This window comes from Maribacter sp. MJ134 (assembly GCF_003970695.1).
Lineage (GTDB): Bacteria > Bacteroidota > Bacteroidia > Flavobacteriales > Flavobacteriaceae > Maribacter.
The window spans coordinates 725,992-751,221 of record NZ_CP034570.1 but is presented as its reverse complement, the minus strand read 5'-3'; the positions used below and the strand labels follow the sequence as shown (position 1 = coordinate 751,221).

At 38.6% G+C, this 25,230-nt stretch carries 25 protein-coding genes; 19 read left to right on the top strand and 6 right to left on the bottom strand.

All coding sequences use genetic code 11. The features are described from left to right. Positions 1 to 7: 7 nt before the first annotated feature. The 16 genes from EJ994_RS03180 to EJ994_RS03110 all read left to right on the top strand — a co-directional run bounded on the left by EJ994_RS03180 (position 8) and on the right by EJ994_RS03110 (position 15,239). On the top strand, positions 8 to 1,534 hold the full coding sequence (locus EJ994_RS03180; RefSeq protein WP_126591168.1) for a nuclear transport factor 2 family protein: 1,527 nt from the start codon (positions 8 to 10) through the stop codon (positions 1,532 to 1,534). 9 nt (positions 1,535 to 1,543) lie between these two features. Further along, entirely contained in the window at positions 1,544 to 2,710 is a 1,167-nt protein-coding gene (locus EJ994_RS03175) for an MFS transporter (protein ID WP_126591167.1), read from the top strand. Between the two features lie 21 nt (positions 2,711 to 2,731). Continuing rightward, a complete protein-coding gene (locus tag EJ994_RS03170) occupies positions 2,732 to 3,355 on the top strand; it encodes a TMEM175 family protein (protein WP_126591166.1) in 624 nt (207 codons plus the stop codon). Continuing rightward, on the top strand, positions 3,356 to 4,687 hold the full coding sequence (locus EJ994_RS03165) for a M28 family peptidase (protein ID WP_126591165.1): 1,332 nt from the start codon (positions 3,356 to 3,358) through the stop codon (positions 4,685 to 4,687). A gap of 71 nt (positions 4,688 to 4,758) precedes the next feature. Continuing rightward, on the top strand, positions 4,759 to 6,384 hold the full coding sequence (locus tag EJ994_RS03160; protein ID WP_126591164.1) for a M1 family metallopeptidase: 1,626 nt from the start codon (positions 4,759 to 4,761) through the stop codon (positions 6,382 to 6,384). Between the two features lie 101 nt (positions 6,385 to 6,485). After that, positions 6,486 to 7,190: a hypothetical protein gene (locus EJ994_RS03155; protein WP_126591163.1), complete on the top strand. Its 705-nt coding sequence runs from the start codon at positions 6,486 to 6,488 to the stop codon at positions 7,188 to 7,190. Positions 7,191 to 7,377: 187 nt separating this feature from the next. Continuing rightward, positions 7,378 to 8,592, top strand: a complete 1,215-nt coding sequence (locus EJ994_RS03150) for a PIN-like domain-containing protein (RefSeq protein WP_126591162.1) — start codon at positions 7,378 to 7,380, stop codon at positions 8,590 to 8,592. 189 nt (positions 8,593 to 8,781) lie between these two features. Next, entirely contained in the window at positions 8,782 to 9,213 is a 432-nt protein-coding gene (locus EJ994_RS03145) for a PH domain-containing protein (RefSeq protein ID WP_126591161.1), read from the top strand. Positions 9,214 to 9,565: 352 nt separating this feature from the next. Continuing rightward, positions 9,566 to 9,973, top strand: a complete 408-nt coding sequence (locus EJ994_RS03140) for an endonuclease domain-containing protein (RefSeq protein WP_126591160.1) — start codon at positions 9,566 to 9,568, stop codon at positions 9,971 to 9,973. Continuing rightward, complete coding sequence (locus EJ994_RS03135) at positions 9,970 to 10,740, top strand: DUF6090 family protein (RefSeq protein WP_126591159.1); 771 nt, start codon at positions 9,970 to 9,972, stop codon at positions 10,738 to 10,740. The genes EJ994_RS03140 and EJ994_RS03135 overlap by 4 nt, the downstream gene beginning before the upstream one ends. Positions 10,741 to 10,785: 45 nt before the next feature. Continuing rightward, positions 10,786 to 11,529: a DUF6090 family protein gene (locus tag EJ994_RS03130; RefSeq protein ID WP_126591158.1), complete on the top strand. Its 744-nt coding sequence runs from the start codon at positions 10,786 to 10,788 to the stop codon at positions 11,527 to 11,529. Further along, positions 11,522 to 12,301 carry a DUF6090 family protein gene (locus tag EJ994_RS03125; RefSeq protein WP_126591157.1) on the top strand — a complete coding sequence of 260 codons (780 nt, stop codon included), beginning with the start codon at positions 11,522 to 11,524 and terminating at the stop codon, positions 12,299 to 12,301. The genes EJ994_RS03130 and EJ994_RS03125 overlap by 8 nt, the downstream gene beginning before the upstream one ends. A gap of 89 nt (positions 12,302 to 12,390) precedes the next feature. Next, on the top strand, positions 12,391 to 13,164 hold the full coding sequence (locus EJ994_RS03120) for a DUF6090 family protein (RefSeq protein WP_126591156.1): 774 nt from the start codon (positions 12,391 to 12,393) through the stop codon (positions 13,162 to 13,164). 186 nt (positions 13,165 to 13,350) lie between these two features. After that, complete coding sequence (locus tag EJ994_RS03115) at positions 13,351 to 13,791, top strand: hypothetical protein (protein WP_126591155.1); 441 nt, start codon at positions 13,351 to 13,353, stop codon at positions 13,789 to 13,791. Between the two features lie 112 nt (positions 13,792 to 13,903). After that, positions 13,904 to 14,038 (top strand): hypothetical protein, encoded by a 135-nt coding sequence (locus EJ994_RS17700; protein WP_262707431.1) that lies wholly within the window; start codon positions 13,904 to 13,906, stop codon positions 14,036 to 14,038. 62 nt (positions 14,039 to 14,100) lie between these two features. Further along, positions 14,101 to 15,239, top strand: a protein-coding gene (locus EJ994_RS03110) for an IS3 family transposase (RefSeq protein ID WP_241240841.1) whose coding sequence is annotated in 2 segments (ribosomal slippage) — positions 14,101 to 14,362 and positions 14,362 to 15,239 — 1,140 coding nt in all. Because the reading frame shifts where the segments join, the coding sequence is not laid out codon by codon here. A gap of 410 nt (positions 15,240 to 15,649) precedes the next feature. Here the strand turns inward: EJ994_RS03110 and EJ994_RS03105 are convergent. The 5 genes from EJ994_RS03105 to EJ994_RS03085 form a co-directional block, all read right to left on the bottom strand. Beyond that, positions 15,650 to 16,384 (bottom strand): alpha/beta hydrolase, encoded by a 735-nt coding sequence (locus tag EJ994_RS03105; RefSeq protein WP_241240840.1) that lies wholly within the window; start codon positions 16,382 to 16,384, stop codon positions 15,650 to 15,652. Between the two features lie 65 nt (positions 16,385 to 16,449). Next, positions 16,450 to 17,565 carry a Zn-dependent alcohol dehydrogenase gene (locus EJ994_RS03100; RefSeq protein ID WP_126591153.1) on the bottom strand — a complete coding sequence of 372 codons (1,116 nt, stop codon included), beginning with the start codon at positions 17,563 to 17,565 and terminating at the stop codon, positions 16,450 to 16,452. 1 nt (position 17,566) lies between these two features. Beyond that, a complete protein-coding gene (locus EJ994_RS03095) occupies positions 17,567 to 18,817 on the bottom strand; it encodes an NAD(P)/FAD-dependent oxidoreductase (protein WP_126591152.1) in 1,251 nt (416 codons plus the stop codon). A gap of 4 nt (positions 18,818 to 18,821) precedes the next feature. Beyond that, positions 18,822 to 19,130: a 2Fe-2S iron-sulfur cluster-binding protein gene (locus EJ994_RS03090; protein ID WP_126591151.1), complete on the bottom strand. Its 309-nt coding sequence runs from the start codon at positions 19,128 to 19,130 to the stop codon at positions 18,822 to 18,824. A gap of 4 nt (positions 19,131 to 19,134) precedes the next feature. After that, on the bottom strand, positions 19,135 to 20,298 hold the full coding sequence (locus EJ994_RS03085) for a cytochrome P450 (protein WP_126591150.1): 1,164 nt from the start codon (positions 20,296 to 20,298) through the stop codon (positions 19,135 to 19,137). A gap of 140 nt (positions 20,299 to 20,438) precedes the next feature. On the opposite strand from EJ994_RS03085, the gene EJ994_RS03080 reads away from it, so the two are divergent. The 3 genes from EJ994_RS03080 (at position 20,439) to EJ994_RS03070 (ending at position 23,098) form a co-directional block, all read left to right on the top strand. Then, positions 20,439 to 21,275 carry an AraC family transcriptional regulator gene (locus EJ994_RS03080; RefSeq protein ID WP_126591149.1) on the top strand — a complete coding sequence of 279 codons (837 nt, stop codon included), beginning with the start codon at positions 20,439 to 20,441 and terminating at the stop codon, positions 21,273 to 21,275. Between the two features lie 262 nt (positions 21,276 to 21,537). Further along, positions 21,538 to 22,542, top strand: coding sequence for a sterol desaturase family protein (locus tag EJ994_RS03075; RefSeq protein WP_126591148.1), 1,005 nt, complete (start codon positions 21,538 to 21,540; stop codon positions 22,540 to 22,542). A 28-nt stretch (positions 22,543 to 22,570) separates the two neighbouring features. Then, positions 22,571 to 23,098, top strand: a complete 528-nt coding sequence (locus EJ994_RS03070) for a GNAT family N-acetyltransferase (protein WP_126591147.1) — start codon at positions 22,571 to 22,573, stop codon at positions 23,096 to 23,098. A 72-nt stretch (positions 23,099 to 23,170) separates the two neighbouring features. Here EJ994_RS03070 and EJ994_RS03065 read toward each other — a convergent pair whose 3' ends face one another. After that, entirely contained in the window at positions 23,171 to 25,228 is a 2,058-nt protein-coding gene (locus EJ994_RS03065; protein ID WP_126591146.1) for an FN3 associated domain-containing protein, read from the bottom strand. Positions 25,229 to 25,230: the final 2 nt, after the last annotated feature.

Here is a 25,230-nt window from a genome sequence, read left to right as displayed (position 1 = left end):
ATTGCTTATGAAACACTGTGTGCTACTTCTTTCTTGTATCTTCCTTTCTTTAAGCACTTTTGCTCAGCAGAACACAGAAGTGTTTTTAGTGGATATGAGGACTGATGATGAAAATACCACTTTGGGTACCCCTCTAAATATTTCAAACAATGAGGGATATGACAATCAACCCTCGTTCTTAGATGACGATACGGTACTATTTTCATCCACTAGAAACGGGCAGACGGATATAGCCTTATATACTATAAGTACGAATACCACAAAATGGATTACCGATACCCCTAAAGGAAGTGAATATTCTCCCTTAAAAATTCCTAGTAAAGAAGCTGTTTCCGCTATTCGATTGGACGCTGATGGCCTACAAAGATTATATAGGTATGATTTACATACCGGTGAATCCAAAGTGCTCCTAAAAGATTTGAAAGTAGGTTATCATATCTGGTACAATCCGCATATTATCGTCTGTACCGTTCTTATTGAAGACCGTATGGATTTGGTCGTGGCCAACCTTAAAGAGGGCACGAACTATACCGTCCAAAAAAATGTGGGTCGGTCGCTACACAAAATTCCGAATACAGATTTGGTAAGCTATATCAGTAAAGAGAATGAAACGGTTGAAATAAAATCGTTACACCCAATCTCTGGAGCAACACAAACAATTAATTTTATCTGGAACGGCAGAGAAGATATGGCTTGGTTATCGGAAGACACCATCATAGCAGGTACAAATAATATTTTGGCCCAAGTGAAAGCGGATACGACTGGGGTTTGGAGTCTATTTCATAAAGTAGACCCCTTACAATGGAACAATGTAACAAGGATAGCTGTGAGCCCTGACCAAGAAAAGCTGGCCATTGTGGCTGAACCACCTGCCGCAGCAATTGTTCAGAAACAGGTAGAAGCATATAATGCCGCAAATCTAGAGCTATTCATCAACTGTTATTCCCCAGAAGTAACCGTTAGTTATTTTCCGGATAAAATTTGGTACGAGGGTCATGAAAAGATGCGTGGAATTTATGAGGGCCTATCCCCTACCAATAAAACGTATCAGGTAGCGGTTGTAAAGCGAATAGCCATTGCCAATAAGGTGGTTGACCACGAAAAGGTTACACGCAATGGTGAATTTCAACAAATGCAAGTGGCAATTTATACAGTGAACGGTGGGGCTATTGAGCGTATGACTTTTATTTTCGACGATGACAAGGCTCCAAATCCCGAAACTATTGTGCAAAAACAATTGGATGCATATAATACCAGAGATATTGATGGATTTATGGATACCTACGGAGAAGACATTAGTTTATACAATTATCCCGCTGAAAAAAGGTCACAGGGGCAAGAGGAAATGCGAAAGAGTTATGCCGATTTTTTTGCTTCTACTCCTGATTTGCATTGCGAACTTAAAAACAGAATTGTTATCGGTAATAAAGTGATTGATGAAGAAAAAATAACCGCAAATGGAAATACGTTTAGCGCTGTTGCCATATATGAAGTTGAAGACGGTAAAATTTCAAAGGTCACTTTTCTACGGTAATATCGTCTTTTGAAATCAAAACCACATATTCTTCCCACAATTATCTTAGCACAATTTGCTTGTACCTCTCCATGGTTTGCTGGGAATACGATCATAGACGAACTCATCATCAAAACAGGTTTTGGAGCGGAATTGGCGGGTTACGTCATCTCATCCGTGCAGTTCGGTTTCATTACGGGAACCTTGGTTTTTGCACTACTGATGCTTGCGGACCGCTTCTCCCCTTCTAAAGTATTTCTTATTTGTGCCTTGTTAGCAGCGCTCTGTAACCTATATCTTTTGAGCGATAGTATTACACAATGGGGCCTACTTTCGGCTCGCTTCGGTACTGGTTTCTTTTTGGCCGGCATCTATCCGGTAGGAATGAAGATTGCTGCGGATTACTACGAGAAAGGTCTTGGGAAAGCACTCGGATTTCTGGTTGGGGCCTTGGTTTTAGGTACTGCCCTTCCTTTTTTGATAAACGGAACGGATTGGGGCAACAGTCCCACAACGGTCATCACCGTCACCTCTATACTTACACTCTTTGGTGGAGCCTTACTTTATATGCTGGTGCCAGACGGTCCTTACCAAAAGAAAAGTACCACACTAAAGCTCAAAGCCGGGCCGGAACTCTTCAAAATTGCGAATTTTAAAAGGGCTGCCTTTGGGTACTTTGGTCATATGTGGGAGCTCTACGCATTCTGGGCGTTTACACCTTTGGCGATAAAAACCTTCAATTCAATTTCCGGAGATACGCTTTCTATTTCTTTATGGACCGGTATTATTATCGCCTTAGGTGGCGTATCCTGTGCCATAGGCGGTATTCTTTCGCAAAGCTACGGCAGTAAGAAAGTGGCTTTTGTAGCCTTATTAGTATCGGGAACCTGCTGTCTTCTTTCGCCTGTATTGTTCTTCTCAACAAGTGAAGTATTTTTAGGCGTCTGGTGTTTTTGGGGTATGGCCGTTACGGCAGATTCTCCCCAGTTTTCCAACTTGGTAGCTTCTGCTATACCAAGCGAATTAAAAGGAACTGGATTAACCTTGGTGAATTGCATCGGTTTTTCCATTACCATTGTCAGTATTCAGTTATTGGCTTATATTTTGGATAGCGTACCGTCTACAACAATTTTCTTGGTTCTTGCACTTGGACCAATCTTTGGTTTATGGCATTTAAAGGCACACAAATCCGATTAATTTTTAATACTTTTAAAGACGATGAGATTTCCGCACAATATTAGCCGAATCGAAGCTTTTAGCGATGCCGTTTTTGCCTTTGCGGCCACACTTTTGGTGGTTAGTCTGGGCACGGATAGCACTGATGCCATCATAGATATCGACGTAAAACTCTTCACGGGCTTTGCCGTAAGTTTCTTTGTTCTGGTCATTCTATGGTTTCTGCACTATAATTTTTTTCGAAGGACTAATTATATGGATAATGTCATCATTGCCGTTAATGCTGTTTTGCTTTTTGTAGTCCTGTACTATGTTTTCCCCCTGAAATCGCTCGTAAATTCTTGGTTTCTGCCACAAGGGATGACCCCGGACAAATTAGCGGGACTCTTTGAGCTCTACGGTTTGGGATTCGCGCTAATATTTCTTTGCCTGTCCTTAATGTATTATAGGGCCTATAAAAAATCCAAACACCTGGAAAATTCCATAACGCTGCTCTTCTATGTGCGCCACTTTGGACTTTTTGTAGTGGTGGCTCTTATAAGTATTATTATTGCCTACCTGCAAATCGGAATCAATTACGGACTTCCTGGTATTTTATATGCCCTTTTGGGTCCCTTCTGTTCCGTACACAGTTATTTATTTTACAAAAAATATAAAACCGATTAAATGAAAAATGTATTGTTCTTTACCCTCTTGACCTTAGCCCTTACCATGTCTGCCCAAACGGACCAGCGCATCTTTGATATTATCGATGCCGTTTCTGCGGAACGTATCGAAAAGGACATCACCACCTTGGCCAATTTTGGAACACGCCACACCTTAAGTGATACCGTTTCACAAACCCGTGGTATAGGTGCCGCAAGACGATGGATAAAAGCAGAGTTCGAAAAAACTTCGGCTGAATGTAACGGTTGTCTAAATGTGTTTTATCAAAAGGATTTGGTAAAGAAAGGTGCGAACCAGCGTATTGTAAAAGATGTAGAGGTGGTGAATGTATTGGCCATCCAAAAGGGTACCAAGTACCCCAATCGCTATATCATCATGAGTGGTGATATTGATTCCCGTGTTAGTGACCCTACCAATTATACGAACGATTCACCCGGGGCCAATGACAATGCCAGCGGTATGGCAGGTACTATTGAGGCAGCTAGGGTACTATCCAAATACAAATTTGAGAATAGTATCATTTACATGGGGCTTTCTGGTGAGGAACAAGGCCTTTTCGGCGGTGGTGGTGTAGCAGGTTACGCTAAGGAACAAGGATGGGAGGTCATCGGTATTTTTAATAATGATATGATTGGAAATATTACGGGCGTGGACGGAATTACCAGTAGTACCGATTTTAGGATATTCTCGGAACCCGTTCCTCCAACCGAAACCGAAAAGGAGCGGAAAGCCCGCCGATTCTATGGTGGAGAAGTGGATGGCATTTCAAGACAGCTGGCACGTTATGTGCATAAAACCACACAGACCTATATGCCGGAGATGAACCCCATGATGATTTACAGATTAGACCGTTTTGGTCGCGGTGGTCACCACAGGCCTTTTAACGACGCTGGTTTTCCCGGTATTCGTATTATGGAGGCTCATGAAAATTACACACAACAACACCAAGATATACGTGTGGAGGACGGTATTGCTTACGGCGACGTACTGGAACACGTAAATTTTGAATACGCTGCCAAGTTGACGGCGGTAAACGCCATAAGCCTAGCTTCCATCGCATGGGCACCACCAGCACCAAAAGAAGTTAAGATTGGAGGCATCGTGGAACCGTCCGCAAAGTTTCAGTGGAGCAAGGTAGACGGAGCCAAAGGGTATAAAATTTATTGGCGGGACACCACCGCTCCTACTTGGGACCACAGCAGGTATGTGGGCGATGTAACCGAATTCACTTTGGACGGTATCGTAATCGATAATTACTTCTTTGGAGTTTCTGCCGTAGGAGCGGACGGATTTGAAAGTCCGGTCGTATTTCCAAATGCTATTTTTAGGTAGGTCGCCATAGCATTAGTTTATTGAGAACACGATCATATCGCGCAAATCCGAGAACTACTAAATAAACGAAAATGAAAAAACTAATTGTATTGCTATGTCTTGTAAGCCTATCCGTGGCCCAAGCACAAGAGTTCACCAAACAGGATACGCTGCGGGGAAGCATCACCCCTGAACGTGCTTGGTGGGATTTAAGCTACTACGACCTCAATGTAAAAGTACAGCCCGAGGAAAAAGCAATCGCTGGCTATAATATTATTCGGTACAAGGTTTTGGAAGAACATGATGTCATCCAAATAGACCTTCAAGAACCCTTAAAAATTACGGGTATTTCTCAGGGCGACCAACAACTAGATTACAGCAAAATAGGTCCGGCCTATTTCATCAACCTAAAGAAAAAACAGATTCCCGGGGAGTACAATGAACTTTACGTACAATATGTGGGGAAACCTAAAGAAGCCGTCAGAGCGCCGTGGGATGGCGGATTCTCTTGGAAAAAGGACGACAACGGCAAACACTTCATCGCTACTTCTTGCCAAGGTTTGGGTGCTAGTGTTTGGTGGCCTAATAAGGACCATATGTATGACGAAGTGGACAGTATGCGCATTGCTATCGATGTTCCCAAGGACCTTGTAGCTGTGGCCAATGGTAGGTTACGGGAAACATACGAATACGAACAAGGCGATTATAAATTATACGAGTGGTTCGTTTCCAACCCCATTAACAATTATGGCGTAAACATTAATATTGGCGACTATGTTCATTTTGGCGAAAAATATGACGGCGAAAAGGGTGTTTTGGATTTGGATTACTATGTGCTGCGCGATAATTTGGAAAAAGCCAAAGAACAGTTTAAAGATGTCCCTAGACTCATGAAAGCTTTTGAGCATTGGTTTGGGCCCTACCCTTTTTACGAGGATAGTTTTAAACTAGTAGAAGTACCCTATCTGGGCATGGAACACCAAAGCTCCGTTACCTATGGGAACCAGTTCCAAAATGGCTATTTGGGTAGGGACCTTTCCAAATCCGGTTGGGGTATGAAGTTCGATTATATTATTATTCATGAAGCGGGACACGAGTGGTTCGCCAATAATATTACCTATAAGGATATTGCCGATATGTGGGTACACGAAGGCTTTACCACCTACTCCGAAGCCCTCTATGTGGACTACCACTTTGGGGAACAGGCAGGAAATGAATACGCTATTGGTATTCGTGGAAACATCCGCAACGAAAGTCCTATTATAGGGGTCTATGACGTAAATCAAAGAGGCAGTGGTGACATGTATCCTAAAGGAGCCAATATGCTACATGCCCTACGCCAAGTGATTCATGATGATGAAAAATGGCGAAGTATTTTGCGAGGGCTGAACAAAGACTTTTACCACCAAACGGTAACCACACAGCAAGTGGAAAATTATATCAGTGAAAAGGCTGAAATGGATTTTTCCAAGGTGTTTGACCAATACCTACGGACCATAAAAATTCCAGTGTTTGAATATAAAATAGAGGCTGACAATGCAATTACATACCGTTATACCAATGTGGTAGATGGTTTTGCAATGCCTATACGCATATTTGCGGATGATAAGGAGCTTTGGTTAAAACCCACGACTGAATGGCAAACAGAAAAAGTGAAGCATGGTGCTGCTGCTTTTACAATGGACCCTAATTTTTATGTAGAAGTGAAGGAGCTGTAAGAAAGCTAAGTCCAATGACAATAATATAAATGCACTAATTTTAGTGGTAGGATAGTAGTAATGATGTAATCTTATTTTTGTGATGCATTTGAAAAAAAATCGTGAATAAAAAAAAACAAATACCTTTAGTAGTATTAAGAGCATTAGAGCCCTTTATTGATAAAATCGGAGAGAATTTCATAAGCGTAGAATCTGAAAATAATCTGATGAGGTTCACAGATGTTGACCCAGATTCTGAATTTTATTTCAACATAGAAAACTATGATATAAAAAACGGATTCAAAGTTTTAGTAGAATATCGACCACATACTGAACAGAATGTGGAAAAACATAGAACTTGGATTAAAGGCTCTGAAATAAACACCTACTTTACTAAATGGGTAACTCTTTTAAAATCTTACGACAAGGTCAGGTCACCATTTGATGACCCAATAATTGAATCTTTTAGAGATGGTTACTATACCGAGTTTGAAATAATTGACGAGGAAAAAGACAAACCTTTAATACCAAAACAGATTTTGTTATTAGATGCTTATTTCGAGAAAATCGAAAACAAAATTGACGAGCATATAACCGACTCGAATGCAGAACAAATAAAAGAAATCAAAAATGACATCTCTGAATTAAGAGATAATCTGTCAAGTAAAACCAAAGTTTGGGTAGTAAATAAAGTCAGCTGGATATGGGCGAAAATGACAAAACTCGGACCTAAATTAATGAAAGACTTTGTTAACGAAGGAAATAAACAAATTGTAAAAGAAAGTGTTGCTCAAATAATCGAATTTGGAAAAAATCTATTATCATAAAAAACGTGTGGTAACAACTTATAACCGCAATTGCGGCGGATTCGACTACCCCTCGACAAGCTCAGGGCAAGCTCAAGCGAATCCACTCGGAATTGCTAAAGTCTTTGCTAAACCGAAAATTAAGGCATATTAACCCGTAACTGACAGTTATACGAAACCGTTGTTTTTAATTTAAGACCACCTAAATATGAAATCAAAATTCCCGGGATATTTTAAACTTACAGAAAGAGAAATAAATAAATTATGGGAAAAGGCATTGTTTGTATTTGATGCAAATATTCTTCTTAATCTCTACAGATATTCGGATGAAACAAGAGATGATTTCTTTAAAATTTTAGAAAAAGTTAAAGATAGAATTTGGATACCTCACCAATCAGCAAGTGAATTTTTTAACAATAGACTTACTGTAATTAACCAACAAGAAAAATCATACGAAGAAGCTTCCAGTTCATTAAAATCAATAGAAAATGAGTTTAAAAACTCTCGTCAACATCCTTTTATTACAGCGAAACTTTTAAAAAAATTCTCGAGTTTAACAAAAGAGATTTGCGAACAACTAACGGAGAGCAAGGAATTTCATAATAAGAGAATTAACCAAGATGATATTTTAGATAAAATAGAGGCTCTTTTTAATGGCAAAGTTGGTAACGAGTATGAAAAAGACAAACTTGAAGAAGTATACAAAGAGGGAGAAAGTCGGTTTTTAGATAAAATACCACCAGGTTATAAAGATGGAGGCAAAAAAGACGACACTTCAAAGGATATACACAAGTATGGAGATTTAATTGTCTGGAAACAAGTATTAGACAAAAGTAAAGAACTAAAAAAAGGAATAATCCTAATTACCGATGATAGAAAAGAAGATTGGTGGGTAAGATTCAAAGGGAAAACGCTAAACCCAAGACCCGAGCTTAAAAAGGAATTTCAATCGGAAACAAAACAAGCCTTTCATATGTATCAATCGGATAGGTTCCTTGAGTTTGCAACTAAATACTTGAATGCGGAAATAAATGCAAACGCGCTTCAAGAGATTCGAGAGTTAAGGAAACTTGATGAAAGAAGACAACTTCAGGAATTAAGAAGAAAAAGGCAATATTCAAAGTATAAACGTGCAAATGAAGAAATATATAAACAAAAACTATCCTTAGAAGAGGAATTAAAATATGTTGAAAATAAAAAAGGTTTTATGGAAAGAGCCATTGAAGAACAACATTTGATTTTAGACAATAGTGACCCTAGTGCATTTGATGATAACAGACTGAAAAATTTGAACCTTGAACTACAATTGTTAACTCGCAAAATAAATGGTATCAAATTTAATTTAGATGAGATAAATAGGAAAGAGTTTAACGAACGAGCTTTGAGAGATAAAACTATGCACAGCAATACCTATAGCAAATAGGGCGGTAAGTGCTATATTTAATGACTTGGACGTATTTGCAAAGTCCGCCAGATTTTTAAATTTGGCTTTTTGAGAAAATTAAGATAAAAAGAAAAATTGAAAAATTCGGCTCGTATCTAATCCGAAACAATAACGTCTTTTAACACGCTACGTTTTATATATGGAGACGTTGTAGTTAAGCTAAAACTAATGAAATTCGACAGTAAAAAAGACATCTTGTTTAGTGTTATAATCCTTGGAATTAGCATATTCTTGACAGGGATTATGGTTTTGGAGATTGTTAGCGGTAAAATGGAAACGGCAGGGTATTGGTCTCTAGTTTTAGTGTTCAGCGTTGTTGGACTACTCCTGTGGTTATATTTCGGGACAAATTATGAATTATCAAAAACTGACGGATTGATTTATAGAAGTGGACCTTTTAATGGAAAAATAAATACGGACAGAATAACGGAGATAATAAAAGGAAAAACTCTCTGGGTTGGTTTTAGACCTGCAACTGCAAGAAAAGGACTGATTATAAAGTATGACAATTACAACGAACTGTATATAAGTCCAAAAACTAACGAAACATTCATTACCAAAATATTGGAATTAAACAGCGGAATTAAAATATCGGAATGACCAGCGGAGTTTAAGGAACGTGCGGAAAAGCCTATCAACAACAACACTTATAAACAATAGGGGATTTGTGCTTAACCGAAAGGTTTGCGTATTTTTATGAAGTTCGCAAAATCTTATGTCTAGAAGCTTCGGGGTTGCTCTGGACAAGAAAAAATAAATCAAAACAAAAAGATTTCGCTATGTGCGTGGCGGAAAGCAAACGCTGGTTTGCTCCCGTACTGTTCGTAGCTCAACCGTTGCGCTTTAGTATAACCAACCACTAACCAATGATAAAATTCTTTCGAAAAATCCGACAAAAACTACTTGCTGAAAACCTCCCCTCTTGGGAGGGGACTGAGGGGTGGGTACTACCATGAGAAAAATAATTCCATACAACCAAGATTTGGTCGCCTACGCCAAGGAACTCCGTAACAACATGACTTTGGGTGAAATCGCCATATGGCGAGAAATCAAGGGTAAGAAATTAGGCGTACGCTTCAGTCGGCAAATACCAATCGACCGATATATTGTGGATTTTTATTGCAAAGATCTTTATCTCGCCATTGAAGTCGATGGCTCAATTCATTTTAAAGAAGGTCACCAAGAAAAGGATATGAAACGACAAAACCAATTGAAAAGCCTTGGGGTTACAGTGATTCGATTTTCGGATTTGGATGTGAAAAACAATCTGGATTGGGTCTTAAAGGAAATCAAGATTGAAATTGAGAAATTAAAACCCACCCCTAGCCCCTCCCAGGAGGGGAAAAGTTCTGAACTATGATAAAATTCTTTAGAAAAATCCGTCAAAAACTACTTGCTGAAAACCGTTTCTCAAAGTACCTCCTCTACGCCATAGGCGAAATTGTATTGGTGGTCATTGGAATCTTGATTGCCCTTCAAATTAACAATTGGAATGAAAATGAGAAGATAAAGGCAGAGGAAAAAATAATAATTGCCGGTTTAATACAAAATATTGAAGATGACATTAAGAATTTGATACGTGTAAAGAAAAACGATAGCATTTTTATAGATGCCAATAGAATACTATTGAGCGCATTAAAGAATGACTCGATAAAGGAAAACAAACCTTTACTTAAACAAAAGATTTATGATGCCTCATTTTCGAGCAGTTTCATACCTAGTCAAATCACTTTTAATCAAATGCAATTTTCAGGTAAGTTGAAGTATATCTTAAACGATTCCATTAAAAGTAAAATTCAAGCCTATTATGATAATGTTTCAAATGTACTCGAAGGTCAGGAATCCAATCTTAATTTAATATATGGATTGGCCATTGAACTGATTCCTTTTTTGGACATTAATTCAGCCTTACAAAACCGTTTACCCGATTTCGCTAAAATGGAAATGGACGCCTTTGACAATTCGTTTTTTTATGAAGCTACAGCGTCTGATAGGGTAAAAGAGTTTGTAGATAAATCAACTCTCAAACAAGCGTTGATGGTACCAGTGTATAGGACGCACAGTGAATTACTTCAAGAAGGAATAGCATTAAGGGAAAGTATGTTTCAATATATAGATGAAAAATAACGAACGCACAACAACCAATTCTGCATTATAACCAACCACTAACCAATGATAAAACTTTTTCGAAAAATACGCTACAACCTTATAAATGAAAATAAGACAGGCAAATACTTTAAATACGCCATTGGCGAAATCATTCTCGTGGTCATTGGGATATTAATTGCGTTGCAAATTAATAATTGGAATCAAGAACGAATACAGAAACTTGAAGAACAAACGATTGTAAAAAACATTCATATTGAATATTTACAAAACAAAGAGAGGATAAAAGTAAAAATTAAGGAAGCTGAATTATGTGAGTCGGCCCTAAGACAATTAATGCACCTTATAGGCAAAGACGAAGCTTATCTTAAAAAGCAAAATGTAGACAGTTTACTTTTTTATGCCTTTGACCCTCCTATATTCAGACCTTCTGAAAATACCATTTCTGGTCTCATACAATCTGGGCGTTTGGAATTGCTCCAGAATCAGGAATTGGTTAATTTAATATATAATTGGGGACGAACGATGAAGGCATTGACAGATAGAACAACCAGATTTACCGCAAAATTAGACAACGAGATTTGGCCATATTTATCAAAAAAATATTCCTTTAAAGATATGGATGCCTATGGCCCATTAAATTGGAAAGAAAAATCAAACCTGAAGGTAGATAAACTTCAAATCTTTAAAGAAATTGAATTCGAAAACAATACTGACGAGTTTTTATACTGGATTGGAGACAACAAAAACCTTTTGATAGAATTAGACCTATTGATTGATAAAATTCTTAAGGAAACCCAATATGATTAAGTTCTTTAGACAAATTAGACAGCAACTACTTTCCGAAAGAAAAACCGGAAAGTATTTCAAATATGCCGTTGGAGAGATTATTCTAGTGGTCATTGGAATCTTGATTGCCCTTCAGATTAATGATTGGAGTCAAGACAAAAAAAACCGAAAATTGGAAGCACAATATTATTGCAGATTACTAGAGGATGTTAATCAAGATTTTACAAATTATAATAATTATTTGGCTTTATTAAACGAAAGAATAGACGGAAATAACACATTAATCCAAAAGTTACAAGACTGTTCAATGCAGTTAGACAGCATTGCACCACTTATTCTAAAATCTGTAAAATACTCAAATAGAAATATTATCGCCACTACAGATGCTTTTGAAGATATAAAATCTAGCGGAAACTTAAATATTATAAAAGATTTATCTGTAAAAAATCAATTAGCAGACTATTACAAGATGTTAGCAAATACAAGTGCTGTTATAGAAAGTAACGGAAAGGCCATTACAGAAAAGCGCTTTTTGGAAAGTGAAGATGTCATAAGTTTTGGATGGATAAAACTCTTAGAAAACGTTAATGCAATAGACACGTCAAAAGTCAATCTAAAATCACTGAAATCAAAGATAAATTTCACAGCTGACATCAGATTAAAAATAACAAACGATGCCGTCTTTTACTTAGGACTCAACTCTCGAAACAAGCAATTGTTGCAATTGCTTGAAAACGACATAGTAGCAATGATCAGTTTACTTCAAACCAAATGCTCTGAACATAATGATTAAATTCTATAGAGGGCCGAACGACAAGCAAAGGTCTGGCAGACCTTTGATAGCGAGGAGCCAGACGGTGCGGAGGACAAAAAACGAAATATATGATTAAGTTCTTTAGAAAGATTAGACAAAATTTATTGTCCGAAGGAAAAACGGGAAAGTATTTTAAATATGCTATTGGAGAGATTATTCTAGTGGTCATAGGGATTTTGATAGCCTTACAGATCAATGATTGGAACCAGAACAAGAAGGACCGAAAATTAGAACAGCAATATTATTGTCGTTTATTGGAAGACGTTAAACAGGATTATAGTAATTATGAATACTCTCTTGAACTGTTGGACCTAAGAATTAACGCGAATAATATCATGATACAGCGGTTATTGGACGATACCACACCTTTAGACAGTATCGGATCATATCTTATAAATTCTGTCAAATTTTCCAATAGAAATTACCGAGCCACTACGGACGCATTTGAGGACATAAAATCGAGTGGTAATCTAAACATCCTAACAGACTTTTCTACTAAAAACAAATTGGCTTCCTACTATGAATCAATGGATAGAACAAGCTCCATCATAGAAACTAACGGAAAAGCTATCACGGACAAACGTTTTTTTGAAACGAAGGATTTCATTAGTTCGGGATGGATAAACATGGTAAACGATTTCAACGGAATAGACACGACAAAAGTGGACCTTGACCTACTGAAATCAAAAGTTAATTTCACAGCTAAAATAAGAGAAATAATGTTAAACGACGCCATGTTTTATTTGGGTATCAACACTCGTAATAAACAAATTTTGAAATCGGTTGAAAATGAAATCCTGTCGATAAAAAGTTTACTTGAAAAAAAATGCCAGAATCAATAGCATTGAACAATCTAAAATAACGAGAGTGCAGCAAAATCTATAGACAATGTAGGCTTTGGACTTAATCGCAGAGTTTGCGTATTTTTATGATGTCCGTAGAATCCTTAATCCTAAAGTTTAGGTTTTGTTTTAGATAAAAAGTAAAATTTGGCTGCGCACATAACATTAATCCGATAATACCGAGTTATGAAAAACGTCTTGAATTTAATTGTTCTCTTTACGGCAACGCTATCCTTAAGCTGCCAAGGACAATCCGGTTTCGTAAAAATTGACGAATCAGAAATCGATACGGTCAAATTAAAATCCGTGCAGAAATTAGCAACAGATATACTGCTTGCACAAAAGCGTGGAACATACTACCAATTAACTAGTGAGCAAGCTACAGCGGCAATGGTAGAAGGGCTGTCGGAAACAGTTCAAAAAAGTTCGCACATACAATTAAAACAATTGTTCGGGGCGTTCAAGGAAATAAAGTTCCACTCCCTTATGGAAAATGAACAGCGCTTCCGCGTGTATAGGTTCAAAGTTGTTTATGAATCTGATGCCGATGTAGAGGTGCGCGCAGTAACCGATTCGGCAGGAAAACTGGCTGGATTCTTCATAAAACCTTGGAACGATAGTTTATAGTTATGCTCAACCATTGGCTACAACGTGTATACCATCCTAAAGGTCAAAAAGCGCGGCTTAATAAAAGTTTCCGAAGTAAAACCGAGATGTTATTTTTCCGCTGACCAAAGAAATGGATTTTGAAATTATCCCAACTGCGGGTTGGACCAAACCCATGGCCGACGAACGCAGTGCTAAATTAAGGGCAATAAGTCAAGATACCATTAGAACTAAGGACTGGCACGCATATACCGAAGCTAATATGTAGCCTTCCCTAAAAATAGGACAGCTTAAAATTAGAATTTTCTAACTTTAAATTTTAACTGTCACATGAAAAAAAGCAAGTTTACCGAGAGCCAGATCATCAAGGCCTTGAAAGAGAACGAACAGGGCCGTAGTGTCGGGGATGTATCCCGCGAACTGGGCATCGACAAGAGCACCTTTTATTATTGGCGCAAGAAATATGGCGGAATGGAGGTCACGCACATGAAACGTCTCAAAGAGCTCCAGGAGGAGAACCGCAAGCTCAAACAGATGTACGCCGACGTAAGCCTGGACGTGCGCATGCTCAAGGACGTACTGTCAAAAAAGTTCTAGGGCCTTCCGACAAGAAGCACCGTGCCAAGTACCTTCAGGATGCCTATTCGGTCCGTGTATCGCGTTCCTGCCAAGTGATCGGGCTTGCCCGTTCGATGTGGTACTACCATACCAAAAAGAACGATACGGAAGTGATCGACGCGCTATCGAGGTTGGCGGAAGAACTGCCGACAAGGGGTTTCGAGGTGTACTATAAACGGCTTCGTCGCGAAGGCCATAAATGGAACAGGAAACGTGTACTTCGGGTTTACAGGAAGATGAACCTGAAGCTGCGCAGAAAACATAAGAAAAGACTGCCCGCAAGGGTAAAGAACCCATTGGAGGCCCCTACGGCGCTCAATGAGGTATGGAGTATGGACTTCATGTCGGACGTTCTCTCCGATGGAAGGAAAGTAAGGGTGTTCAACGTCATGGACGATTGTAACCGTGAGGCACTGGCCATGGATATAGGTCTGAACTATCCGGCAAGAAAGGTCGTGGAGACCTCGGAGTATCTGGAAGAGGAAGTAGGGCTTCCAAAGACGATACGCTGTGACAACGGTCCCGAGTTCATCTCGAAGACCTTGGCGGCGTGGTGCAAGGGAAAAAGAGTGGAACTAAGGTTCATACAACCGGGCAAGCCGATGCAGAACGGTTACATGGAAAGGCTCAACAGGTTTTACAGGGAGGACGTACTTGATGCCTACTGGTTCAACGACCTGCACCAGATCAGGACATTGACCGATAAATGGAAAAAGGATTACAATACGCGGCACCCACATTCATCATTGGGAGATATGCCACCGAGAGAGTATAAAGACCGTTTCGGGGAAGAATTCTTCCCCGAAACGGTCAACGATAAAGATATTTTTATGAATTTAGCGATGTCCTAAAAAGGGTAAGGCTACAAATAAACGTACCGATTCTCTTTATGCAGCTACGGGTAAGGTCAACGACCCCTACTTCATTCACACCCACACTTATGATAGTATACAGGATATTGCCTTACAGACCTACAACAGACTTTTTAATGTAGAATTAGGGCTCGGTGGTTGGGAGAATATCAACATTGCCCATTATTGGAATATTGAAAAAGCTCTAGAGAAACACCGCTATAAGGGTAAACGGTTTTTAATTGTATATGGTGCCGGGCATAAAGGATGGATGCTTAGACAATTGCAAAAGCGAGATGATATTACCCTATTAGAAATGACTCCGTTTTTAGATATTATTGGCCCAAAATAAAATTTAATTCCTTCTACAAATATTTGTAATAAGACGGGATTTATTTCCTGTTCTAGAATTACACATGGTCATTAAAAAACCGTAAGGTTCGTTCTACATGCTTCTGCCAATAAGACCAGTTATGCCCACCATCAAATTCTTCATAGACATGATGAAGGTTAAGTTTTAGCAATTCTTCATGCAAGTTTCTATTTGAGCTTAAGAGACTGTCCTTTATGCCGCAATCGAAACGTAGCGGTGGCATTTTACTTTTATTAGCAGTTATACCTTCAATCACATTTTTATGAATATTGCCAAGTCCATAGGACGCTAAGGGTTCTTCGACAAAACCTTGCATATCTTCGAAGCTGGTAATTGCGCTATGAGCTGAAATTGCCTTGAACTTAAGCGGATGGGCCGCACCAAGATGTAACGCTCCGTAACCGCCCATGGATAGTCCTGCAATACACAATGATGAATTTTTACCAGCCTCTGGAATATTTTCTTTAATTGCTTTAGGTACATCCTGGACTATCCAATTTGCAAAATTCTTACTATTATGATTATGATAAGCAGAACCATCTCCCCAAAGACCATCTGATGGCATCGCAAGAATTACTGGCTTAATCTTACCAGAATCCATGAGACGTTTTGCCGTTTTATGCACACCCCCATTTAAAGCCCAAGACCACGAACTACCGTAAACTCCGTGCAATAAAAGATGTATAGGTAGTTCAGAATTCCCTTCAGGTATTTTAGGAACGTATAAACACAGATTTCCACGCCCTTTGAGGTTATCTGTTTTTACTGTCATGAAGCGGAGTCCATCATTTTCATAACGGTTATCAGAAAGTTCAACAGTTCTAAAACTACCCATAGTTATGAATCAAAAACAATAACTCCTTTTGCGTTTTTCCCCTTCAACATATCGTCAAAAGCTTCCTCTAAATTTTCCAGCGGATATTCTTTGGTAATCATTTCGTCCAAGAGCAAATCTCCATTATTGTATAGTTGCATCAATTTAGGAAAGTCAATCTTGGGGTAACATTTACCATAAAGCGGATTAATATATATCTTATCCCATTCAAAAAGTCGCATATCTATGGTAATTTCCTCTTCTATACCGCTCACCTGAACGGCAGTTCCTGCGTTACGTATCATAGCCAAAGGTGCAGCGCCCAAAGCTGGTATTGCCGTACATTCAAAAGCATAATCCGCTCCACGACCATCACATAGTTTTTTTACGGTTTTTGCCGCATCTAATAATCCTGTGTCTGCAGTACTTGCCAAAATGGTATCCGTAGCTCCAAATTGCCTTGCCAAATGCAATTTATTTACATTTACGTCTATAGCTATAATCTTGGCTGCACCAGATATTCTGCAAGCTTGGATTACATTTAACCCTACCCCGCCACAGCCTAAAACAACGGCGGAGCTGCCTTTATTCAGTCCTGCGCTGTTTACCACAGAACCGTAGCCAGTCATTACACCACAGCTTATTATTGCCGCAGCGGAAAAGTTTAAATTTTCCTTCGCTATCTTAACCAATGCCGATTCTTTCACTAAAGCATATTCACTGAGCGTTCCTAGATTAAAAGAGCGTTCAATAGGTCTACTACGCCATTGTGTTCCTTTCAAGTGGGCATGGCCTGGGGTGTGACCGTTTTCTCCGGCGACGACAGGCGAGTTATTTTCGCAAATATGTTGATTCCCAATTTTACACTGAAAACAGTGCATACAGGGGGTTGCCCAATTTAAGATCACTTGGTCGCCAACTTCAAAATCAGTAATATCCCTGCCCACTTCCAACACGATTCCCGCACCTTCGTGTCCCATTACGATTGGTTTACCCCATGAAAGGGAATCGTAATCGGTATGGCAAAGCCCAGCTGCCTTCATTTGAACCAAAACTTCATCTGACTGTGGTTCTTTAAGAATTACTTCATCAATAGTAAAACTTCCATCTCCTCTAGCTATCGCACTTTTTGATACCATACTATGCTACAATTAAATTTACTGGTTTTAGTTCAACAGCGGAATCTATAAGTTTCTCTTTATCCAATCGTATATTATCCTTTAAAGTTTTAGTCGCAATTACGTACGCCCTAGCATTATTTACGGCATCCACAGCAAGAAGGGTATCCCCTTTGAAATACCAAACAGAAAATACGTTTGCCCTATCTTTTTCCTTACGGACCAGAACCTGGTCATAACCTTCTGAAAGTCCTACCATTTGTAACTTAACATCATACTGATCAGACCAAAACCATGGTATGCTATCATAAACAAGCTTTTTATCACAAATAGCTGCGGCGGCTACCTTGGCTTGATCTACAGCATTTTGAACAGATTCTAACCTTACAAAACGTTCGTAATGCAGATTGTAATGATATGTACAGTCGCCAATAGCATAAATATGAGGGTCATCCGTTCTACAGTATTTATCTACCCTAATACCATTTTCTATCTGTAATTCCGCATCCTTGGCCAAGTCGGTGTTTACCACTATCCCACAACCTAAAATAATAATGGTTGCCTTATAATTACTCGTATCCGCACAATTAATGGTATTGATACCTTTTTCCGTTGTTACCGCAACCACAGACTTATTGGTATGTATCTGTACTCCATTGGAAGTATGTAAATCAGTAAAAAAACTTGATATTTCTGGTGAGGTAACCCTAGCTAAAACTCGTTCTTCTCTTTCTAGAACAGTTACATTAGCTCCTAAGTTTTTGAGAGAGGCAGCGGTTTCCAATCCTATATATCCCCCTCCTATAACCACGATGTTTTGGTTCGTGTTTTTTAAGATTGCCTTCTTTATAGCTCTTACATGACTTAAGTTACGTAACGAATACAGATGCTTTGCCTTTTCCAGGCCAAAAATTGGTGGCTTAAACGGTTTTGCTCCGGTAGCCAATACAAGACTATCGTAAGTTTGGATAGCGTGGCCGTCGTATTCGACATTTTTAGTTTCCTTATTGATTTTAGTAACCCTACAGCCCAACTTTAGTGTAATATCCTCTTTTACATAATTTTCGGTAGGCTTTAAGGCCTGCAGTTCATCAGGATTTTCACTGGTTAGATAACTCTTAGATAAAGGAGGTCTGTGGTACGGCAAAGCAGTGTCTACGTCGAACAGAATAATTTTTCCTTTCCAACCTTCTTTTCTTAATGCAAAGGCACATTGAACACCTGCGTGACTGGCACCGATAATTACGGCTATTTTGGATTTAGTTCCTTCCAAAACTCTAATTGGCCACTTCTAAAACAATACCGTCCAAAGCGTCCGTAATTTCAATTTGACAGCATAACCGACTATGTTCCGTTACGTTTTCATCCAGTTCCAACATGTCTGCCTCTATCTCACCTGCCGCACCTACGACTTTCATATCCTCTGAACGCACATGTACGTGGCATGTAGCACATGAGCAAACCCCACCACAGTCACCGTCAATTCCTTTTACACTATTATTTACAGCAAGCTCCATAACGGAACCTGAGGTTCCTTCTGCTGTGATTTCTTGGTTTTCCTTCGTAATAAATGTGATTTTAGCCATGTTTTTATTGAATACTATTAAACTTTACGTGAATATTATCAAAACCTACTTTTCGCTCAAATTGCTCTAGGTCCTCTATATTTTCCTTATAATCCAAGATTTGGATGTTGTCTATTTTTTGAACTAAAACACTTATCAATATTTTTAATAACTGCCTGGCATGGGTAGCACCCAAGCATTTGTGATGTCCAAATCCGAATCCTACATGCGGATTCATTTTACGGTCCAGCAAAATATCATTTGGCTTTTCAAAAACCGTTTCATCCCTATTTGCTGAAGCCCAACAAAGAGAAACTTTACTATTGGCCTTTACCGCGTGTTCGCAAATCTGGGTATCTTCTGTAGTTACCCTACCCATATGGGTTAATGGAGAAAAATAACGAATGAACTCTTCAACGGCTTTACCGATGACGTCCGGTTCCTCATTTAGTCTTCTTAATGCCTCTGGATGTTCTGCAAAATAGGCAATTGTATTTGTTATTGCATTGATTACCGTGTCCCTGCCACCAGCAAAAATCAATATCATAACACCCTTTATTTCTTCTTTATTTAATTTTCTTCCTTGAAAATCAGCATCTAGTAAAACAGAGTATAGGTCTTCTCCGGGGTTGGCTATGGCCTTATCAATTTGATGGTCTATATAATCGTACAATATGTTGGCCTTATCCTTATCTAAGGCAGTGTCTTCGCTACGAAATACATGTGTGCCCCAATTAATCCAAACTTCAGATTCTTCTAAGGGTATATTCAATAATAAGGTGAGTGCTCTTGACTGTAACAACAATGCCAGTTCGCTAACAATCTCAACGCGGTCTTTTTTAATAACGCTATCGATAATAGTGGCAATCTGGACCCTTAATTTTTCTTCATATTCACTATCCAAAGGCCGCTTAAACCATGCCTCTAGTAGTTCCCGGTACTGCCCATGCTCAGGAGGATCTACTTCAAAAGGTATTTGTCTTGTTTTCCTTATTTTTTCTTCGGAGGGAACTACAATACGTCCAATTTCTTTTCCCCCGGATTGAAAAGTTTTCCAATTATGCGCGGTCTTTCTAAGATCCTTAAGTCTAAGGATCATCTTCACTTTTTCATTCTGATCGGTCATGTGACCTATACCTTCTTCTATCCTGGCGGTCTTAAATGGGTCTTTAAATACACTTTCGTCCATGGTCATTACAATTTTACAGTACGCTATTTACAAATATCTAATTCCCAGAGCGCTCTTGCGTTCTCTTTTTTGATAAAAAAATATACTATTCTATCACTCTTTTTATTATTTTTATGAAAATAAGTCAAAATACGATATAGTTGAAACCATTATTAGAACAAATCGTTTTCGAAAAAGCACAGTCTATATTTGCTTTTGAACATAACAAGGAAAATTTTGAAATGCCTTGGCATTTTCATCCGCAACATGAGCTTACTTATATAGAAGAAAGTGTCGGAACCAAGTTCGTAGGAGATTATGTTGGCCCTTATGAGCCAGGTGAATTAGTTTTGTTACGGTCTAACCTACCGCATTGCTGGAAAAACCATTCGAGATGTAATGGCGTTTCAAAATCCATTGTTATCCAATGGAATCAGAATATTTATGCTAAGGCGCCAGAGTTGGCGCCCGTTTTTAATCTTCTTAAATCAGCATCAAGAGGTGTTTTGTTCAATAAGGAAGAAAGCAAAGACCTCATCTCAAAAATTAAAGGTTTGGTACATCTTAGAGATCAAGATCTCTATATTCAATTACTGTTGGTTTTAGTTGAACTTTCAAAATGTGACTTTACCTATCTTTCGGAAGCAAGTTTCGTCTCTAATTTACCTGAAGAATATGGCAGTAGAATGACTAAAATTAATGATTTTGTAGCCTCTCAATACCATCGGAAAATTTTTTTGAAGGAAGTAGCAGAAATCATTAATATGTCCGAACAGTCCTTTTCTAGGTTTTTTAGTAAGATGATGGGTAGACCGTTTTTTACCTTTTTAAACGAATATCGCATTAATATTGCGGCTAGGAAACTTATAGACACCGACGACTCTATTTCAGAAATAGGATTTTCATGTGGATACGAATCACTACCATTTTTCTTTAAAAAGTTTAAAGATTTTCATAATACCTCTCCAAAACAGTATCGCAAGAAATTTATAGCATAGCAAGAACGCTAAGCAGCTTCTTTTTATCAACTACGATATCTTAATGCGTTAAGCGTAGATTTCCATTTTGTTAGGAATACTATGTTATTTAAACATCAAATATCGATAATCCTATCTTAAACAACATAATAGTTTATTTTTTTATCAAAAAAGGAAACCATATGTCCTAAATGTTGGTAGATATTTGTAAGGGAGGAAGGAGCAACTTTTAATTGTCTTGAACCGATATAACTTCCTAAGATGAGTGAAAAAATTTTAACTTATGGAGATTTTAGAATCAATTTATAACGAAATAATAGGGTTTTTTGGAATTACCCAAGTTTGGGAAATTCTAGAAATCGGAGATTATGAACAATTCAAGACCTATGAAGGTATAGTAGCGCTAATAGCTCCGATAATACCTTTACTTCTGGTCTTTGAATTTGTAGCGGGAATTATTCATAAAAAGCCGCACATGAAAGTATACAAGGTAAATTTCTTGATATACTTCTTCAATCGGGTATTATTTCTTGTTATTTCCCTAGCTACTATAGCATTTTGTATTGGCTTGTTCCAAAAGTATGCGCCTTTCCAAACCGAGCCCACTTGGTATTGGTTCATTTACGCCTACCTAGTATGGGACTTAGGTCATTTCATCTATCACTATTTAGGACATAAAGTACGATTGTTCTGGTGTTTACACTCTACGCACCATGCGCCGGATACTATGAACCTTACCGTGAATTTTGCACATTTTTTCTTAGAATATCCTTACGCAGACATTATACGTACTACAGTATGTATTTTATTGGGGGTATCTCCACCAATGCTATTTCTTATCATGTTCATTGACGGCACCTGGGGTTCCTTTATACATTTAGGTGAGAATGTGATGAAAGATGGCCGACTAGGGTTTCTGAATAAATTAATTTTAACCCCTTCGCATCACAGAGTACATCATGCTAGAAATCCCTTGTACATGGATACTAATTACTGTAATTTATGGAATGTTTGGGATAGGATATTTGGCACCTATCAAGAGGAACGAGCCGATATTGAAATTGAATATGGGATTACTCGTGAAATGGATGCCGGTAATTTTATGGATGTTTATTTTGGAGAAATTGCCGAACTGGTCAAGGATGTAAGGAAGGCTCCCGGACTTAAGAATAAGTTTTTGTATATTTTTATGCCTCCAGGTTGGAGCCATACAGGAAACCATCAAACCGCTAAGGTCGCGCGCCAAGCATTTTTGGAAAATGAGGCTAAAATAAATACTAGTGTCTAACCTAGCTTAAAATAGGAAAACAAAGAGAATGGCTATAAACCTACAGCCTACCTTAGAAAATGAATTGGTGCTTTTACGACCTTTGAAAAGGTCCGACTTTAATGCCTTGTACCAAGCAGCAAGCGACCCTGAAATCTGGAAACTTCACCAAAATCCGGATAGATATAAAAAGGAGATTTTTACTGTATTTTTTGATGGTGCGATGGCCTCCAAAGCTGCATTCGGAATAATCGATAAGAAGACGAATACCATTATCGGTAGTTCAAGATTTAGACTACATAACACATCTGATGAAGCTGTTGAAATCGGGTGGACGTTTTTATCTAAAGCCTACTGGGGCGGAACTTACAATACATCCTTCAAAAATCTAATGATCCAACATGCCTTCCAATATTTCAGATATGTCTTGTTTCACGTAGATCATAAAAACTATCGCTCTCAAAGAGCCGTGCAAAAATTAGGGGCCATTTTAGTAGATAAACAAGGTTTCCTAAAACATTTAAGTACTACCAAAGAAACTGGTATCACCTTTATGCTGGACAGGGAAATCTTTTAATTAAAATTATCTCGAGGCAAGTATCGGGGCGTTTTTAATTTCCATTATCGAGTAAAGATTTTAGCAGGTGTACTAATTAATTACGATTTCATCGATGAACACCCAACTTTTAGCACCCGGATTTTGATGCCATGGCGGATTTTTAAGAATACTCTTTACCTCTACCCTAACATATTTGGCTCTGGTTTTTTTGAACTCTACATCAAAGAAATCCATCATAATTTCAGAAGAGGGCTTCTGTTCCGGTAACTTTACGCTATGCCAAGTCTTAAAATTGCTGCCATCGTTAGATATTAAAATGTTAAAACCTACCGGATAAAAAATATAATCACTAGGGCCTGATAATGCCCCAATAGAAACCGAACTAATTTCTTTGGTTTCTTCAAATGCTATCGTTGCATTGAAGTGAGTGCCTTCGTAACCCAACCATTTGCCATCTACGAAGTTTCTAGAGCCGCGGTCTAAATCTATTAAGGTCTTAGCGCCTTTGGCCGTATACTTTTCATGTGGGGGCTTGTTTAGCGTAATCTTGTCATAATCAATAGTCCTTTTCTTGAAATTAGCGGCGACCACATCACTTTGACCCCAGCCTTCTTTAAAAGTAATAGCCTTTAAAATAGTGGTATTGGTCAGGATTATGGGCGATTCGTAAAGCGTAGCTGTGGTATCTGGAATGGACCCATCTAAGGTGTAAAACATTTGGGTATCGTTAAATGGATAGCTCATCTCCACCTTTAATTCGTCCTTAACGAAATAGGAATCCGTGATAATCGTTGGCGGCATCAATTCCGTAGCCTCAAAAATATCGGAATCGATGGCATGTACCGTTAGCATGCTATTGTCCGCCAGTGCCGTAGCCAGCGTCTCATTGGTAATTTCTGTCTGCCATAGATATAAATCGGTTAGCGCAGATAACGATTTAATATCATCTAAAGCAACATCCGTGATGGCCGTTCCATAAAGGTTTAAAGACTCTAATTTTTCCAACTTTTTAACTTCAGCAAGGGTTTTATCGGTAATTCGGGTGTTCTGTAGCTGTAGTTTAGTGAGATTTTCAAATTTGGGTAGTACACTACTTAGCGAGTCGCTAAAATTAGAACGGCCCAAGTTCATCTCGACAATATTTTCCCCGTATTCCTCCAACATATCGAAAAGCCCCTCGTTCAAATCCATTTTATTGGCCAGATTAACGATGTATAAAGGACTTTCTTCCTTTAATGGGTACGTGGGTATACCTGAATTATTTAGATTAGCCAACCAAGCCTCAGAAGCCGGTTCCAGATTTTTAGCCAGTACGGCCCGTGTGGACGTATCTTCTTCCAAATCGTTTAAATATGCCTGAATTTTTTTGCTTCGCTCCAAATCGGAGGTAATGCAATCAAAGCAATTTTCGTTCGCCAACCACCAATGTATCAAATCTATCTCATTTGGTGTTAACTGTACCTTACCTTTAGGTGGCATGTGTTCTTCGTCCTCAAGGGGCAATACCATGCGATGCGCAAGCAACGGTTTTCCCAAATCTGCGGTATCCAATATACTGCCCGTATCACCGCCGGCTAGGATTTCTGTTTGTGAGGTTAATAGTAAATTGCCTTCGGCCTTTTTTGGGTTATGGCAGCTTACACATTTAGCATCGAAAATGGGTTGTACCACATCATTATAAACCAAAGCTTTGTCAATATCCTCGATGGCTTTACTTTTTGAAGAGGTTTCCTTGGTCAAAAAGTCTTCGCCATGCGTCATACTACCACCCCAGTGGCCCGCTAAGGTCAGCATAATGTTCGCTGCAATGAATAGAGGGAAATAGAGCGTTGCCAAGAACTTTTGTTTCGAATTCTTAGCAAAGAATAAAATAACAGTAACTACGGTAAGGCTTATCGCCATCCACTTATGTCTAAACAATAATTCCTCGTCATAAGCGCCATTAGATTCCAGTAACAGTCCAGTTCCTATAGAAGCCAAAGCACTCAAAACACCGAATCCTATGGCGAGTTTTATGACACCTCCTATGTTCTCCTTGGGTCGTATTCTTTGATAAATTTCAAGGATGAAGGCAAAAATTATAATCCCAATGGGCAAATGAACCAGTACGGGATGAAAATTTCCGATATTTATAAAAAGGTATGTCATGC

What these genes read in the sequence shown, in the direction of transcription:
- EJ994_RS03130 (WP_126591158.1), top strand. Translation starts at nt 10,786, where the DNA reads ATGATAAAACTTTTTCGAAAAATACGCTACAACCTTATAAATGAAAAT.
- EJ994_RS03105 (WP_241240840.1), bottom strand. Translation starts at nt 16,384, where the DNA reads ATGACAGTAAAAACAGATAACCTCAAAGGGCGTGGAAATCTGTGTTTA.
- EJ994_RS03120 (WP_126591156.1), top strand. Translation starts at nt 12,391, where the DNA reads ATGATTAAGTTCTTTAGAAAGATTAGACAAAATTTATTGTCCGAAGGA.
- EJ994_RS03070 (WP_126591147.1), top strand. Translation starts at nt 22,571, where the DNA reads ATGGCTATAAACCTACAGCCTACCTTAGAAAATGAATTGGTGCTTTTA.
- EJ994_RS03140 (WP_126591160.1), top strand. Translation starts at nt 9,566, where the DNA reads ATGAGAAAAATAATTCCATACAACCAAGATTTGGTCGCCTACGCCAAG.
- EJ994_RS03160 (WP_126591164.1), top strand. Translation starts at nt 4,759, where the DNA reads ATGAAAAAACTAATTGTATTGCTATGTCTTGTAAGCCTATCCGTGGCC.
- EJ994_RS03065 (WP_126591146.1), bottom strand. Translation starts at nt 25,228, where the DNA reads ATGACATACCTTTTTATAAATATCGGAAATTTTCATCCCGTACTGGTT.
- EJ994_RS03075 (WP_126591148.1), top strand. Translation starts at nt 21,538, where the DNA reads ATGGAGATTTTAGAATCAATTTATAACGAAATAATAGGGTTTTTTGGA.
- EJ994_RS03125 (WP_126591157.1), top strand. Translation starts at nt 11,522, where the DNA reads ATGATTAAGTTCTTTAGACAAATTAGACAGCAACTACTTTCCGAAAGA.
- EJ994_RS03100 (WP_126591153.1), bottom strand. Translation starts at nt 17,565, where the DNA reads ATGGTATCAAAAAGTGCGATAGCTAGAGGAGATGGAAGTTTTACTATT.
- EJ994_RS03085 (WP_126591150.1), bottom strand. Translation starts at nt 20,298, where the DNA reads ATGGACGAAAGTGTATTTAAAGACCCATTTAAGACCGCCAGGATAGAA.
- EJ994_RS03090 (WP_126591151.1), bottom strand. Translation starts at nt 19,130, where the DNA reads ATGGCTAAAATCACATTTATTACGAAGGAAAACCAAGAAATCACAGCA.
- EJ994_RS03170 (WP_126591166.1), top strand. Translation starts at nt 2,732, where the DNA reads ATGAGATTTCCGCACAATATTAGCCGAATCGAAGCTTTTAGCGATGCC.
- EJ994_RS03145 (WP_126591161.1), top strand. Translation starts at nt 8,782, where the DNA reads ATGAAATTCGACAGTAAAAAAGACATCTTGTTTAGTGTTATAATCCTT.
- EJ994_RS03165 (WP_126591165.1), top strand. Translation starts at nt 3,356, where the DNA reads ATGAAAAATGTATTGTTCTTTACCCTCTTGACCTTAGCCCTTACCATG.
- EJ994_RS03180 (WP_126591168.1), top strand. Translation starts at nt 8, where the DNA reads ATGAAACACTGTGTGCTACTTCTTTCTTGTATCTTCCTTTCTTTAAGC.
- EJ994_RS03135 (WP_126591159.1), top strand. Translation starts at nt 9,970, where the DNA reads ATGATAAAATTCTTTAGAAAAATCCGTCAAAAACTACTTGCTGAAAAC.
- EJ994_RS17700 (WP_262707431.1), top strand. Translation starts at nt 13,904, where the DNA reads ATGGATTTTGAAATTATCCCAACTGCGGGTTGGACCAAACCCATGGCC.
- EJ994_RS03115 (WP_126591155.1), top strand. Translation starts at nt 13,351, where the DNA reads ATGAAAAACGTCTTGAATTTAATTGTTCTCTTTACGGCAACGCTATCC.
- EJ994_RS03150 (WP_126591162.1), top strand. Translation starts at nt 7,378, where the DNA reads ATGAAATCAAAATTCCCGGGATATTTTAAACTTACAGAAAGAGAAATA.